The sequence below is a fragment of the Kineococcus siccus genome (genome assembly GCF_009906795.1).
Lineage (GTDB): Bacteria > Actinomycetota > Actinomycetes > Actinomycetales > Kineococcaceae > Kineococcus > Kineococcus siccus.
The window spans coordinates 1-13,946 of the sequence record NZ_JAAALN010000019.1 but is presented as its reverse complement, the minus strand read 5'-3'; the positions used below and the strand labels follow the sequence as shown (position 1 = coordinate 13,946).

Annotated in this window: 12 protein-coding genes; all 12 read left to right on the top strand. The window is 76.6% G+C overall.

What is annotated here, in order from left to right:
* Positions 1 to 89: 89 nt before the first annotated feature.
* Positions 90 to 1,238 carry a sensor histidine kinase gene (locus GTR02_RS04420; RefSeq protein WP_166606265.1) on the top strand — a complete coding sequence of 383 codons (1,149 nt, stop codon included), beginning with the start codon at positions 90 to 92 and terminating at the stop codon, positions 1,236 to 1,238.
* Positions 1,239 to 1,333: 95 nt separating this feature from the next.
* Positions 1,334 to 2,500: a phenylalanine--tRNA ligase subunit alpha gene (pheS, locus tag GTR02_RS04415; RefSeq protein ID WP_166606264.1), complete on the top strand. Its 1,167-nt coding sequence runs from the start codon at positions 1,334 to 1,336 to the stop codon at positions 2,498 to 2,500.
* The gene (pheT, locus tag GTR02_RS04410) at positions 2,500 to 5,067 is read left to right on the top strand and encodes a phenylalanine--tRNA ligase subunit beta (protein ID WP_166606263.1); all 2,568 of its coding nucleotides are present in this window, start codon (positions 2,500 to 2,502) and stop codon (positions 5,065 to 5,067) included. Before pheS ends, pheT begins: the two co-directional genes overlap by 1 nt.
* Entirely contained in the window at positions 5,060 to 5,908 is an 849-nt protein-coding gene (locus GTR02_RS04405; protein WP_166606262.1) for an SDR family NAD(P)-dependent oxidoreductase, read from the top strand. The genes pheT and GTR02_RS04405 overlap by 8 nt, the downstream gene beginning before the upstream one ends.
* A 53-nt stretch (positions 5,909 to 5,961) precedes the next feature.
* Positions 5,962 to 7,026 carry an N-acetyl-gamma-glutamyl-phosphate reductase gene (argC, locus tag GTR02_RS04400; protein WP_420814690.1) on the top strand — a complete coding sequence of 355 codons (1,065 nt, stop codon included), beginning with the start codon at positions 5,962 to 5,964 and terminating at the stop codon, positions 7,024 to 7,026.
* Complete coding sequence (argJ, locus tag GTR02_RS04395; protein WP_166606260.1) at positions 7,023 to 8,174, top strand: bifunctional glutamate N-acetyltransferase/amino-acid acetyltransferase ArgJ; 1,152 nt, start codon at positions 7,023 to 7,025, stop codon at positions 8,172 to 8,174. The genes argC and argJ overlap by 4 nt, the downstream gene beginning before the upstream one ends.
* Positions 8,171 to 9,079 (top strand): acetylglutamate kinase, encoded by a 909-nt coding sequence (argB, locus tag GTR02_RS04390; protein ID WP_338073567.1) that lies wholly within the window; start codon positions 8,171 to 8,173, stop codon positions 9,077 to 9,079. The genes argJ and argB overlap by 4 nt, the downstream gene beginning before the upstream one ends.
* Positions 9,080 to 9,123: 44 nt before the next feature.
* Entirely contained in the window at positions 9,124 to 10,383 is a 1,260-nt protein-coding gene (locus GTR02_RS04385) for an acetylornithine transaminase (RefSeq protein WP_420814692.1), read from the top strand.
* Positions 10,380 to 11,363 (top strand): ornithine carbamoyltransferase, encoded by a 984-nt coding sequence (gene argF / locus GTR02_RS04380; RefSeq protein ID WP_166606258.1) that lies wholly within the window; start codon positions 10,380 to 10,382, stop codon positions 11,361 to 11,363. Before GTR02_RS04385 ends, argF begins: the two co-directional genes overlap by 4 nt.
* Positions 11,360 to 11,929 (top strand): arginine repressor, encoded by a 570-nt coding sequence (locus GTR02_RS04375; RefSeq protein ID WP_166606257.1) that lies wholly within the window; start codon positions 11,360 to 11,362, stop codon positions 11,927 to 11,929. Before argF ends, GTR02_RS04375 begins: the two co-directional genes overlap by 4 nt.
* Before the next feature lie 43 nt (positions 11,930 to 11,972).
* The gene (gene argH / locus GTR02_RS04370; RefSeq protein ID WP_166606256.1) at positions 11,973 to 13,433 is read left to right on the top strand and encodes an argininosuccinate lyase; all 1,461 of its coding nucleotides are present in this window, start codon (positions 11,973 to 11,975) and stop codon (positions 13,431 to 13,433) included.
* On the top strand, positions 13,418 to 13,946 hold a 529-nt coding region (locus GTR02_RS04365), incomplete at its 3' end, for a DNA-3-methyladenine glycosylase (RefSeq protein ID WP_338073564.1). The genes argH and GTR02_RS04365, both read left to right, overlap by 16 nt.

Sequence of the window (13,946 nt, the reverse complement as noted above, 5' to 3'; positions counted from 1 at the left end):
CGGGGCCGTCCACGGACCCGGGCCCGCCGCCGCGCGCCGCGCCGTCCTCGTCGGGGGCCACCGGCGGGCGCATGGCCTAGCCTCCGACCATGTGCGAGGTCCGGGGGGACAGCGACGCCGCGGTCGCGGCGTCCCCCGGCCCCGCGCCCGGTGTCGCGGCGGGCCCGCCGCCGGACCCGCCCCGCGTCGCGCTGGACGACCTCCCCGACGGCGTCGTGGTCGTCGACGCCGACGGCCGCATCACGGGCGTCAACGCGGCCGCCGAGCAGCTGCTGGGCCGGTCCCGCGCCGACCTCGAGGGCACCGACGTGCGCCGCGCCCTGCCCCTGCAGGACACCTCGGGGCGCCGTTGGTGGGACGCCGCCGAGCCGGTCCCGTTCGCACCCGCGCGGTCGCCCGGCGTGGTCGACGGCCACCCCGAGCGGATGCTGCTGCTGCCCGGCGGGTCGGAGCTCCTGGTCACGGCGCGCTTCGTCCTGCGCCCGGGCGGGGGCGTGGAGCGGGTGGTCGTGCAGCTGCGCGGCACCGAGGAGCGGCAGCGCGCGGAGTCGGACGCGGCGAGCCTCATCGCCACCGTCGCCCACGAGCTCCGCTCGCCGCTGACGTCGGTCAAGCAGTTCACGGCCACCCTGCTGCGGCGCTGGGACAAGTTCAGCGACGCGCAGAAGCGGCTGATGCTGTCCACGGTCGAGGCCGACGCCGACCGCGTCACGAGGCTGGTCGGGGACCTGCTGGACGTCTCGCGCGTCGACGCCGGCCGTCTGCAGGTGCACCGGCGCCCCCTGGACCTCGCGACGCTCGTGCGCGAGCACGTCGAGCGCCTGGTGCTCGCGGGCTACGACGACGACCGCTTCGACCTCGTCGTCGCCGGCGGGCTGCCCGAGCTGTGGGCGGACCCAGACCGGATGGCGCAGGTGGTGACGAACCTCGTCGAGAACGCGGTCCGCCACGGCGCGGGGACGGTGTCCCTGGACATCCGGTACGAGCCGGGCGCCGGCGGGCCGGGCGAGGTCGTCCTCACCGTCGACGACGCGGGCGAGGGCATCGCCGAGGAGAACCGGCCCTACGTCTTCTCGAAGTTCTGGCACGGCGGTCAGCGCAGCGGCACCGGCCTCGGCCTCTACGTCGTGCGCGGGCTGCTCGAGGCGCACGGCGGGAGCATCGACGTCGCCCGCTCGCCCGCCGGCGGGGCGCGCTTCCGGGTCCGGCTGCCGGCCGGCGAGCCCGACGCGGGCTGAACTCGGTCGAGGCGCCCGCACGGCGTCTGGGAGGATCGGCGCCGGGCCCGCCCGGGCCCGGCCCCACGGATCGACCGCGGTGAGGAACCATCCCGATGTCTGCTGACCCCGACGCCCCCGGCAGCGCCCCCGGTGGGAGCGACGCCGACCTCGTCGCCCCGGCCGCGGTGCAGGCCGCCCTCGACGCCGCGCTCGCCGCGGTCGCCGCGGCGGGTGACCTCGAGGAGCTGAAGGCGGCCCGGCTCGCGCACGCCGGCGACCGCAGCCCGCTCGCGCTGGCCAACCGGGCCATCGGCTCGCTGCCCGGCCCGGCGAAGGCCGCGGCGGGCAAGCTCGTCGGGTCCGCGCGCGGGCGCCTGGCCGGGGCCGTCGCGCAGCGGCAGACCGTGCTGGAGGCCGAGCACGAGGAGCGCGTGCTGCGCGAGGAGGTCGTCGACGTCACGCTGCCCGCCCGCCGGGCCGAGCGCGGCGCCCGGCACCCCCTGCCGCTGCTCGTCGAGCGCGTCGCCGACGTCTTCACGGCCATGGGCTGGGAGGTCGCCGAGGGCCCCGAGGTCGAGGCCGAGTGGTTCAACTTCGACGCCCTGAACTTCGACGTCGACCACCCGGCGCGGCAGATGCAGGACACGTTCTTCGTGGCCGACGCCGACGGCGGAGCCGACTCGGGTCTCGTGCTGCGCACGCACACCTCCCCGGTGCAGGCGCGGTCGCTGCTGACCCGCGGCGTGCCCCTGTACGTGGTCTGCCCCGGCAAGGTGTTCCGCACCGACGAGCTCGACGCCACGCACACGCCCGTGTTCCACCAGCTCGAGGGCATCGCGATCGACGAGGGCCTGACGATGGCGCACCTGAAGGGCACCCTGGACCACTTCGCGCGCGCCATGTTCGGCACGTCGGTCGAGACGCGCTGGCGTCCCGCGTTCTTCCCCTTCACCGAGCCCAGCGCCGAGCTGGACCTGCGGTTCTCCCTGGGCCGCGACGCCGAGCGAGGCTGGATCGAGTGGGGCGGCTGCGGCATGGTCAACCCGAACGTGCTGCGCGCGTGCGGGATCGACCCCGACCGCTACACGGGTTTCGCCTTCGGCATGGGAATCGAGCGGACCCTGATGTTCCGCAACGGGGTCACGGACATGCGCGACATGGTGGAGGGCGACGTGAGGTTCTCGAGGGCGTTCGGCGTGGAGGACCTCTCGGCCTCCACCGTGGCCGAGGTCGCGCCCGCGGCCGCCGCCACCCCCACGACGACGGAGGTCGGTCTCTGATGCGCGTCCCGCTGCGCTGGCTCGCCGAGCACGTCGACCTCCTGCCGGGCACCACCGGCCTCGACGTCGCCGCGGCCCTCGTCCGCGTCGGGCTGGAGGAGGAGGGCGTGCACCGCGCCGACCTCACCGGGCCCGTCGTCGTCGGCCGCGTCCTGGACCTGGTGGCCGAGCCGCAGAAGAACGGCAAGACCATCAACTGGTGCCACGTCGACGTGGGCCCGGCGCACGCCGACGCCGGGGGTCCGCGCGGGATCGTCTGCGGCGCGCACAACTTCGCCGCCGGCGACGAGGTCGTCGTCGCGCTGCCCGGCGCGGTCCTGCCGGGCGGTTTCGCGATCGCCGCCCGCAAGACCTACGGCCACGTCTCGGACGGGATGATCTGCTCCGCGAAGGAGCTCGGCCTGGGCGCCGACGGCGAGGGCATCGTCGTGCTCGGGGAGTTCCTGCCGGGCACGCGGGTGACGCCGGGCCAGGACGCCACCGCGCTGCTCGGCCTGGACGAGGAGACCGTCGAGGTCAACGTCACGCCCGACCGGGGCTACTGCTTCAGCGTCCGCGGCCTGGCGCGCGAGTACGCGCACGGCACGCGCCGCCCGGTGGCCGACGTCGTGCGCGACCCGGCGGCCGTGGACGTGCCCGTGGCCGCGGGCCCGGGGTTCCCCGTGCGCCTGGCCGACGACGCCCCCTTGCGCGGCGCCGCCGGCTGCGACCGCTTCGTCGCCCGCGTGGTGCGGGGGATCGACCCCGCGGCCGCGACCCCGCGCCACGTCGCGGACCGGTTGCGGCAGGCGGGGATGCGCCCGGTCTCCCTCGTCGTCGACGTCACGAACTACGTCATGCTCGCCACCGGGCAGCCGCTGCACGCCTACGACCTCTCGACCCTGCAGGACGAGCTCGTCGTCCGCCGCGCGCGCCGCGGCGAGACCCTGACGACGCTCGACGGCACCGTGCGCACGCTGCACCCCGAGGACCTCGTCATCACCGACGAGGCCGCGGGCGCCCCGGCGTCCTCGCGCGTCGTCGGGCTCGCGGGCGCCATGGGCGGGCAGGCCACCGAGGTCCGCGCCGGCACCACGACCGACGTCCTGCTCGAGGCCGCGCACTTCGCGGCCGTGAGCATCGCCCGCACGGCCCGCCGCCACCGGCTGCCGTCGGAGGCGTCCAGGCGGTTCGAGCGCGGCACCGACCCGCAGGTCTGCGCCGCGGCCGCCGAGCTCGCGGTGCGGATGCTCGTCGAGGTGGGCGGCGGGGTGGCCGACCCGGCCGCGACCGACGTCGGCACACCTGCGCCGCCGACGGCGCTGCCCCTGCCGCTCGGCTTCCCGGAGCGCATCGTCGGACGGCCCTTCTCCGACGCCGAGGTCGTCGGGGCGCTGACGGAGATCGGCTGCGCCGTCACCCGAGACGGCGACGACCTCACCGTCCTCCCGCCGTCCTGGCGGCCCGACCTGGCCCAGCCCGTGGACCTCGTCGAGGAGGTGGCCCGTCTCGCGGGCTACGACACGATTCCCTCGGTGCTGCCCACCGCTCCCGCGGGCCGCGGCCTCACGCCGCAGCAGCGGGCGCGCCGCTCGTTGGCCCGCGCGCTCGCCGACGACGGCTTCGTCGAGGTGCTCTCCTACCCCTTCGTCGCCGCCTCCGTGCACGACGTCCAGCGGATCCCGGCCGACGACCCTCGCCGGCGGGCCGTGCGCCTGGCCAACCCGCTGTCCGAGCAGCAGCCGCTGATGCGCACGAGCATCCTCGACTCTCTCGTGGAGGTGGTGCGCCGCAACGTGAGCCGCGGGCTGCGCGACCTCGCGCTCGTCGAGATCGGCTCGGTCACCCACCCCCTGGCCGGCGCGCCCCGGGCCGCGGTCCTCGGCACCGACCAGCGGCCCTCGCCCGAGGAGCTGGAGGCCCTGCTGGCCGCCGTGCCCCCGCAGCCGCTGCACGTCGCGGGGATCCTCACCGGCACCCGCCGCGGGCCCGGGGCGAGCGCGGACGGCTTCGCCCGCACGGGCGAGCCGGTCCTCTGGGCCGACGCCGTCGAGGCCGCCCGCACCGCGGCCGCGGCCACCGGCGTGCGCGTCCACGTCGAGGCGGCCGACCACGCCCCCTGGCACCCGGGCCGGTGCGCCCGCCTGGTCACGGAGCAGGGCCACGCGCTCGGCTACGCGGGGGAGCTGCACCCGAGCGTCCTCGCGGCCGCGGAGATCCCGTCCCGCGCCGCGGCGTTCGAGCTGGACCTCGACGTCCTGCTCGCGCAGGTCGGCGCCTCGGTGCAGGTGGGGGACCTCTCGGGTTTCCCCGCCGCGACCCAGGACGTCGCCCTGGTCGTCGACGCGGCCGTCCCGGCGGGCGACGTCGAGGCGGCGCTGCGCGCGGGGGCGGGGGAGCTGCTCGAGGACGTCCGGCTCTTCGACGTCTACACGGGCGAGCAGGTCGGCGAGGGCCGCAAGTCCCTCGCCTACGGCCTGCGCTTCCGCTCGGGCGAGCGGACGCTGACCGCCGAGGAGGCGAGCGCCGCCCGCTCGGCCGCGGTCGACGAGGCCGCCCGGCGCACCGGGGCGGTGCAGCGTGCCTGAGCCCACGGGGTCCGGCTCCACCGCGGGGCCCGTCCCCGCTCCCGCCCGCACCGCGCTGGTCACCGGGGCCTCGCGGGGCATCGGCCGGGCCCTGGTGCTCGGGCTCGCCGACGCGGGCCTCGCCGTGGGGGCCGTGGCGCGCGACGCCCTGGCGCTGGACGAGCTCGTCGACGACGTCACCGACCGCGGGGGCCGGGCGGTCGCCACGGCGCTGGACGTCACCGACGACGCCGCCACGCACGCCGGGGTGCGGGCGCTCGCGGCCGAGCTCGGCGGCATCGACCTGCTGGTCAACTGCGCCGGGCGCATCGAGGCGCAGGAGGTCGCCCCGTGGGAGGCCGACCTCGACGAGGTCCGCGCCGTCCTGGAGCTCAACGTCGTGGGCGCCTTCTCGCTCGTGCGCGCGGCGGTGCCCGGGATGGTCGCGCGCGGCGGCGGCCGCGTCGTGGACCTCAGCTCGGGCGCGGCGCACCGCGACTCGGGCGTCAACGCGGCCTACGGCGCGAGCAAGGCGGCGCTGTTCCGCCTGGGCGGCACGCTCGCCGTCGCGGGCGCCCCGCACGGCGTCCTGGCGTTCGAGGTCTCGCCGGGGGTCGTGCGCACCGACATGACCCTGTCGATGGCCTCGCACGAGGGCCGCACCGCGTGGACCGACCCGGCGGACGTCGTGGCGCTCGTCCTCGCCGTCGCCCGCGGTGAGCTCGACGCCTTCTCGGGCCGCTACGTGCGCGCCGGCGTGGACACCCCGGCGTCCCTGCGGGCGCTCGCGGCGGCCGGTCTGCCGGCCCGGGCCCGCCGCCTCGACGTCGTCCGGTACGGCGGCGACGACCCGCTGGGCTGAGGCAGCAGCGGCCTCTCGCGGCTCTGCATGACCACGCTCTGCAGTGTATGGTCATGCACATGACGACGGGAGCGCGGTCCACGGCCGCGGTGGCGGGCGCGAGCGGGTACGCGGGTGGTGAGCTCCTGCGGCTCCTGCTGCAGCACCCCGCGTTCGAGATCGGCGCCCTCACGGGCGCCTCCAACGCGGGGTCGCCGCTGGGGGAGCTGCAGCCGCACCTGCTGCCGCTGGCCGACCGCGTGCTGCAGCCCACCACGCCGGAGGTGCTCGCGGGCCACGACGTCGTGTTCCTGGCCCTGCCGCACGGCGCCTCGGCCGGGCTCGCGGCCCAGCTGGGCGACGACGTCCTCGTCGTCGACCTGGGCGCCGACCACCGGCTGACCGACCCCGCGGCGTGGGAGACGTTCTACGGCAGCCCGCACGCCGGGTCGTGGCCCTACGGCCTCCCCGAGCTCGCCCTGGCCGACGGCGGACGCCAGCGCAGCCGCCTCGCGGGCGTCCGGCGCATCGCGGTCCCCGGCTGCTACCCGACGGCCGTGAGCCTCGCGCTCGCCCCCGGTGTCGCGGCGGGCGTCGTGAGCGCCGAGGACGTCGTGGTCGTGGCCGCCTCCGGCACCTCGGGCGCCGGCAAGAGCCTCAAGCCGCACCTGCTGGGCTCGGAGGTCATGGGCTCGATGAGCCCCTACGGCGTGGGCGGCGGCCACCGGCACACCCCCGAGATCGAGCAGAACCTCGCCGTCGCGGGCGCCGCGTCGGTGAGCGTCTCGTTCACCCCGACGCTGGCGCCGATGCCGCGGGGCATCCTCGCCACCTGCACCGCCCGGCTGACGCCGGGCACGGCCGCGGCCGACGTCCGCTCCGCGTGGGAGAAGGCCTACGCGGGCGAGGAGTTCGTGCACGTCCTGCCGGAGGGCCGCTGGCCCACGACGGCGGCGGTGGCGGGTTCCAACGCCGTCGTGCTGCAGGTGGCCGTCGACCCGCACGCGGGCCGCGTCGTGGTCGTCGCCGCGATCGACAACCTCGTCAAGGGCACTGCGGGCGGTGCGCTGCAGAGCGTGAACCTGGCGCTGGGCCTGCCCGAGGCCGAGGGGCTGAGCGCGGCGGGGGTCGCGCCGTGAGCGTCACCGCCCCCGCGGGCTTCCGCGCCGCCGGTGTCACCGCGGGCCTCAAGCCCAGCGGGAAGCCGGACGTCGCGCTCGTCGTCAACGACGGCCCCCTGGACGCCGCCGCGGCCGTCTACACGTCCAACCGCTGCAAGGCCCACCCCGTCCTGTGGAGCGAGCGCGCGAGCGCCGACGGCCACGTCGGTGCGGTCGTCCTGAACTCCGGCGGCGCGAACTGCTTCACCGGCCCCGAGGGGTTCCAGACCACCCACGCCACCGCGGAGCTCGTCGGTGAGCTGACCGGTTGCGGCGCAGGCGACGTCGTCGTCTGCTCGACGGGGCTGATCGGCGTGCAGTTCTCGCGCGAGCGGTTGCTGGCGGGGGTCCGGGCGGCGCACGCGCAGCTCGACGCCGAGGGCGGGTCGGTCGCGGCGACGGCCATCATGACCACCGACACCGTCCCCAAGCAGGCCGTGGCCCGGAAGACGGGCTTCACGGTCGGGGGGATGGCCAAGGGCGCCGGGATGCTGGCGCCGGGCCTCGCGACGATGCTCGTCGTCGTGACGACCGACGCGGTCGCGGAACCCGCCGACCTGGACCGGGCGCTGCGGGCCGCGACGCGCACGACGTTCGACCGCGTCGACTCCGACGGCTGCACGTCCACCAACGACACCGTGGTCCTGCTGGCCAGCGGCGCCTCGGGCGTGACCCCGCCGGCCGCCGAGCTGGACGCCGCGGTCCACGAGGTGTGCGCGCAGCTCGCCCGGATGCTGGTGGCCGACGCCGAGGGCGCCGAGCACGACATCGCCGTCGAGGTCGTCGGCGCGGCCAGCGAGGCCGACGCGGTCGAGGTCGGCCGCTCGGTGGCGCGCAACAACCTCTTCAAGGCCGCGGTGTTCGGCCGGGACCCGAACTGGGGCCGCGTGCTGGCCGCCGTCGGCACGACGAGCGCGGCCTTCGACCCGCAGGAGCTCGACGTGACGCTGAACGGCGTCCCGGTCTGCGTGGGCGGGGCCCCGGGCGCCGACCCCGCGGCGGTGGACCTCGCCCCGCGGGAGGTGCGCGTGCTCATCGACCTGCACGCGGGGACGCAGGAGGCGACGGTGTGGACGAACGACCTGACCCACGCCTACGTCCACGAGAACAGCGCGTACTCGACGTGAGCACCACCGGGGTGGACGACCTGGACGCCGCCGACAAGGCCACCGTCCTCGTCGAGGCGCTGCCGTGGCTGCAGCGCTGGCACGGCGCGCTCGTCGTCCTCAAGTACGGCGGCAACGCCATGGTCGACGACGACCTCAAGCGCGCCTTCGCCGAGGACGTCGTGTTCCTGCGCACGGCCGGGCTGCGGCCCGTGGTGGTGCACGGCGGCGGCCCGCAGATCTCCGCGATGCTCGCCCGCCTCGGCATCGCCAGCGAGTTCCGCGGCGGCCTGCGCGTCACGACGCCCGAGGCCATGGACGTCGTCCGGATGGTCCTCACGGGGCAGGTCGGCCGCGAGCTCGTCGGCCTGCTCAACGCGCACGGGCCGCTCGCGGTGGGTCTCTCGGGCGAGGACGCGGGGCTGCTGCGCGCGCGCCGCCGTCCCGCGGTCGTGGACGGCGAGGAGGTCGACGTCGGCCTCGTCGGCGACGTCGTCTCGGTCGACCCGGCCGCCGTGAACGACCTGCTCGACGCGGGCCGGATCCCGGTCATCTCCACCATCGCCCCCGAGGTGGACGCCGACGGCGTGCCCGTGGACGGCCAGGTCCTCAACGTCAACGCCGACACCGCGGCGTCGGCGATCGCCGTGGCGCTGGGCGCGCAGAAGTTCGTCGTGATGACCGACGTCGCGGGCCTGTACGCCGACTGGCCCGACACCTCCTCGCTGGTGCGCGAGATCGGGGCGTCGGCGCTGGAGGAGCTGCTGCCGCGGCTGGAGTCGGGGATGGTGCCGAAGATGGAGGCGTGCCTGCGGGCCGTGCGCGGCGGGGTCCCGCGCGCCACGGTCATCGACGGCCGCCTCGCGCACTCGGTGCTGCTGGAGGTCTTCACGTCCTCCGGCGTCGGCACGATGGTCGTGCCGTGACCGCGGGAGCAGCTCCCGCGGCGGAGCAGAGGGAGGGCCCCGTGGTGGGGGAACTGGACGTGCGGGGCGCCGCGGAGGCGCTGCCGGTCACCGAGGGCAGCGGGCAGGCGTGGCTGCAGCGCCACACCTCCTCGGTCATGGGCACCTACGGTGTGCCGCAGCGGGTCCTGGTCCGCGGTGAGGGCTGCTACGTGTGGGACGCCGACGGCCGCCGCTACCTCGACCTGCTCGCGGGCATCGCGACGAACGCCGTCGGGCACGCGCACCCGCTCCTCGTCGCGGCCGTGACGGCGCAGCTGACGACGCTCGGGCACGTGTCGAACTTCTTCGCCACGGCCCCGCAGATCGCGCTCGCCGAGCAGCTGCTCGCGGTGAGCCGCGCGCCGGCGGGGTCGCGGGTGTTCTTCTGCAACTCGGGCGCCGAGGCGAACGAGGCGGCGTTCAAGATGGCGCGCCGCACCGGCCGCCCGAAGGTCGTCGCGGCGGTCGACGGCTTCCACGGCCGGACGATGGGCGCCCTGGCCCTGACCCACAAGCCGCAGTACCGCGCCCCGTTCGAACCGCTGCCGGGTGGGGTCGAGCACGTCCCCTTCGGCGACGTCGGGGCGCTCGGCCGCGCGGTCGACGGCGCCACCGCCGCGGTGTTCCTGGAACCCGTGCAGGGCGAGGGCGGCGTGCGCCCGGCGCCGCCCGGGTACCTGGAGGCCGCTCGGCGCATCACGCGCGAGCACGGCGCCCTGCTGGTCCTGGACGAGGTGCAGTCCGGGATCGGCCGCACGGGAGCGTGGTTCGCCCACCAGCTGCCCGGCCACGGCGACGTGGTCCCCGACGTCGTGACGACGGCCAAGGGCCTGGGTGGCGGCATCCCCATCGGCGCGACGGTCGCCTTCGGCGAGCACAACGCCGCGCTGCTCGGCGCCGGTCAGCACGGCACGACGTTCGGCGGGAACCCCGTCGCCTCCGCGGCGGCGCTCGCGACCCTGCACGCCATCGAGCGCGACGACGTCCTGGCCAACGTCCGGGCGGTGGGCGCCCGGCTGCGCGACGGCATCACCGGACTCGGGCACCCGCTGGTGGTCGGCGTGCGCGGCGAGGGCCTCCTGCTCGGCATCGAGCTCACCGCCCCCGTCGGGCCCGCCGTGGTGGCCGCCGCCCTCGAGCAGGGGTTCATCGTCAACGCAGTGCGCCCGGACACGATCCGCCTCGCGCCGCCCCTCGTCCTCACGCCCGCGCAGGCCGACTCCTTCGTCCGCGCCCTGCCCGGCGTCCTCGACGCCGCGACCACCCCGGGAGACCCGACATGACCAGCCCCTCGACGTCCGCCGGCGGACGGGGCACGGGCGTGCGCCACTTCACGGCCGACGACAGCCTCAGCCCGTCGGAGCAGGCCGAGGTCCTCGCGCTGGCCGCGCAGCTGAAGGCGGACCGGTTCTCCCAGCGCCCGCTCGCGGGCCCGGAGACGGTCGCGCTGCTCTTCGACAAGCCCTCGACGCGTACCCGGGTGTCCTTCAGCGTGGGCGTGGCCGACCTCGGCGGGGCACCGCTCGTCATCGACGCGGGGTCCTCGCAGCTCGGCCGCGGCGAACCCGTCGCCGACACGGCCCGCGTGCTGGAGCGGCAGGTCGCGGCGATCGTCTGGCGCACGTTCGAGCAGGCGCGCCTGGAGGAGATGGCCGCGGTCTCCTCGGTCCCCGTGGTCAACGCGCTCACCGACGAGTTCCACCCGTGCCAGGTCCTCGCCGACCTGCAGACCGTGGCGGAGCACAAGGGCGCCCTGCCCGGGCTCACGCTCGCCTACCTCGGCGACGGCGCGAACAACATGGCCCACTCCTACGCCCTCGGCGGCGCGACCGCGGGCCTGCACGTCCGCATCGCCACGCCCGCGAGCGACCTGCCGTCGCCCGCCGTCCTCGAGCGGGCCGCGGCCGTCGCCGCGGCGACCGGGGGGTCGGTCACGGTGACCCAGGACCCGGAGACCGCGGTCGCGGGCGCCGACGTCGTCGCCACCGACACCTGGGTGAGCATGGGCCAGGAGGACCTCGAGGACCCCTCCGCGCGCTTCGCGCCCTACAGCGTCACGAGCCGGCTGCTGGCGCTCGCGGACCCCGCGGCGATCGTCCTGCACTGCCTGCCCGCCTACCGCGGCAAGGAGATCGCGGCCGAGGTCCTCGACGGGCCGCAGTCGGTGGTGTGGGACGAGGCGGAGAACCGGCTGCACGCGCAGAAGGCGCTGCTCGTGTGGCTGCTGGCCGCCTCGCGGGCCGGAGGGTCGGCGCGCCCGTGACGGACGCGACCCCGCCGGGAACCCCGTCGCCGGCCGGCACGGGGACGAAGGCGTTCCGCCACGACCGGATCGCGGCCGTGCTGGCCCGCTTCCCCGTGCGCTCGCAGACCGAGCTCGCGACGCACCTCGCCGCGGAGGGCGTCGCGGTCACCCAGGCCACCCTGTCCCGCGACCTCGTGGAGCTCGGGGCCGTCAAGGTCCGCGACGGCGCCGGCGGTCTCGTCTACGCCCTGCCCGCCGAGGGCGGGGACCGCACGCCGAGGGCGAGCACCTCCCAGGAGGTCCTCGACGCCCGGCTGAGCCGCTGGTGCGAGGAGCTGCTGATCTCGGCGGAGGGATCGGCCAACCTGGTCGTGCTCCGCACCCCGCCCGGGGCCGCGCAGTTCCTCGCCTCGGCCGTGGACCACTCCGTCCTGCCCAGCGTGCTGGGGACGATCGCGGGCGACGACACCGTCGTCGTCATCTGCCGCGAGCCCGACGGCGGCGCCGTCGTCGCCGACCGCTTCCTGGCCCTGGCCCGGCGCGGCGAGGCCCCCGGCACGGCAGACTCCGCCCCGACCGGCTGACCACCCTCCGCCCGACCGTCCCACCGCACCGAGGAGCACCCCCGTGACCGCACCCGCCGACCCGACTCCCGCGCCCGGACAGGCGGAGAAGGGCCTCTGGGGCGCCCGGTTCGCGAGCGGCCCCGCGCAGGCGATGGCGGCCCTGTCGAAGTCCACGCACTTCGACTTCCGCCTCGCCCGCCACGACCTCGCGGGTTCCCGCGCCCACGCCCGGGCCCTGCACCGCGCGGGCCTCCTGGACGAGCCCCTCCTGCAGGCCCTGCTCGACGGCATCGACGCGCTCGACGCCGACGTCGTCTCCGGGGCCTTCGTGCCCGCGCCCGACGACGAGGACGTGCACTCCGCGCTGGAGCGCGCGCTGGTCGAGCGCCTCGGCGCCGAGGTCGGCGGCCGGCTGCGGGCGGGGCGCTCGCGCAACGACCAGATCGCCACGCTCCTGAGGATGTTCCTGCGCGAGCACGCGCGGGTCGTCGCCTCGCTGGTGCTGGACGTCGTGCAGTCGCTCGTGGACCAGGCCGCGACCCACCCCGGCGCGGCGATGCCCGGCCGCACGCACCTGCAGCACGCCCAGCCGGTGCTGCTGGCCCACCACCTGCTGGCGCACGCCTGGCCGCTGCTGCGCGACGTCGCACGCCTGCGCGACTGGGACGTGCGCGCGGCCGTCTCCCCGTACGGCTCGGGGGCCCTGGCGGGGTCCTCGCTGGGCCTCGACCCGGTGGCGGTCGCCGCCGAGCTCGGTTTCGACGCGAGCGTGGAGAACTCGATCGACGGCACGGCCTCGCGGGACGTCGCCGCGGAGTTCGCCTTCGTCGCGGCGATGATCGGCGTCGACCTCTCGCGGATCTCCGAGGAGGTCATCGCCTGGGCGACCAAGGAGTTCTCCTTCGTCACCCTCGACGACGCCTGGTCGACGGGGTCGAGCATCATGCCGCAGAAGAAGAACCCCGACGTGGCCGAGCTCTCCCGCGGCAAGGCGGGCCGTCTCATCGGCGACCTCACCGGACTGCTGGCGACGCTCAAGGGGCTGCCGCTGGCGTACAACCGCGACCTGCAGGAGGACAAGGAGCCCGTCTTCGACGCCGTCGACACCCTCGAGCTCCTGCTGCCCGCGGTCGCGGGCATGGTCGGCACGCTGACGTTCCACACCGACCGGATGGCGGCGCTGGCCCCGCAGGGGTTCGCGCTGGCCACGGACATCGCCGAGTGGCTCGTGCGCCAGGGGGTCCCGTTCCGCACGGCGCACGTGGTGTCAGGGGCGTGCGTGCGGCGCTGCGAGGAGCGCACCGCGGCCGAGGGGCGCAGCGTCGAGCTCTGGGACCTCACCGACGCCGACCTCGCGGCCGTCTCGCCGCACCTGACGCCCGCCGTCCGGGAGGTGCTGAGCCTCGAGGGCTCGCTCGCCTCGCGCGACGGAGCGGGGGGCACCGCGCCCGTCCGCGTCGCGGAGCAGCTCGAGGCGGCCCGCGCCGCGGTCGCCGGGCACCGGGCGTGGACGGGGCGCTGACGGGCGCGGGGGACGCGCTGCCCCGCAGCTTCTTCGCGCGCCCGGTCCTCGACGTGGCGCGGGACCTGCTGGGGCGCGTCGTCGTCCACCGCACGCCCGAGGGCGTGGTGGCGGTGCGGCTGAGCGAGGTGGAGGCGTACGCGGGGGAGGACGACCCGGGCTCGCACGCCTTCCGCGGTCGCACGCCGCGCACCGAGGTGATGTTCGGCGAGGCGGGGCACGCCTACGTCTACTTCAGCTACGGCATGCACTGGTGCACCAACCTGGTGTGCGGCGAGGAGGGCAGCGCGAGCGCCGTGCTCCTGCGCGCCGGCGAGGTCGTCGACGGCCTCGCCCTCGCCCGCTCCCGGCGGGTGGCCGCCCGGCGCGACGTCGACCTCGCGCGGGGGCCGGCCCGGCTCGCGCAGGCGCTGGGGCTCGCACGCGCGCAGGACGGCGCCGACGTCTGCGCGGGCGGTGCGCTGCGGGTGCTCGCGGGCACGCCGGTCGGGGACGGGCAGGTGGTCTGGGGGC

Coding starts and splice junctions, on each gene's coding strand:
- GTR02_RS04420 (WP_166606265.1), top strand. CDS start 90: ATGTGCGAGGTCCGGGGGGACAGCGACGCCGCGGTCGCGGCGTCCCCC.
- pheS (WP_166606264.1), top strand. CDS start 1,334: ATGTCTGCTGACCCCGACGCCCCCGGCAGCGCCCCCGGTGGGAGCGAC.
- pheT (WP_166606263.1), top strand. CDS start 2,500: ATGCGCGTCCCGCTGCGCTGGCTCGCCGAGCACGTCGACCTCCTGCCG.
- argC (WP_420814690.1), top strand. CDS start 5,962: ATGCACATGACGACGGGAGCGCGGTCCACGGCCGCGGTGGCGGGCGCG.
- argF (WP_166606258.1), top strand. CDS start 10,380: ATGACCAGCCCCTCGACGTCCGCCGGCGGACGGGGCACGGGCGTGCGC.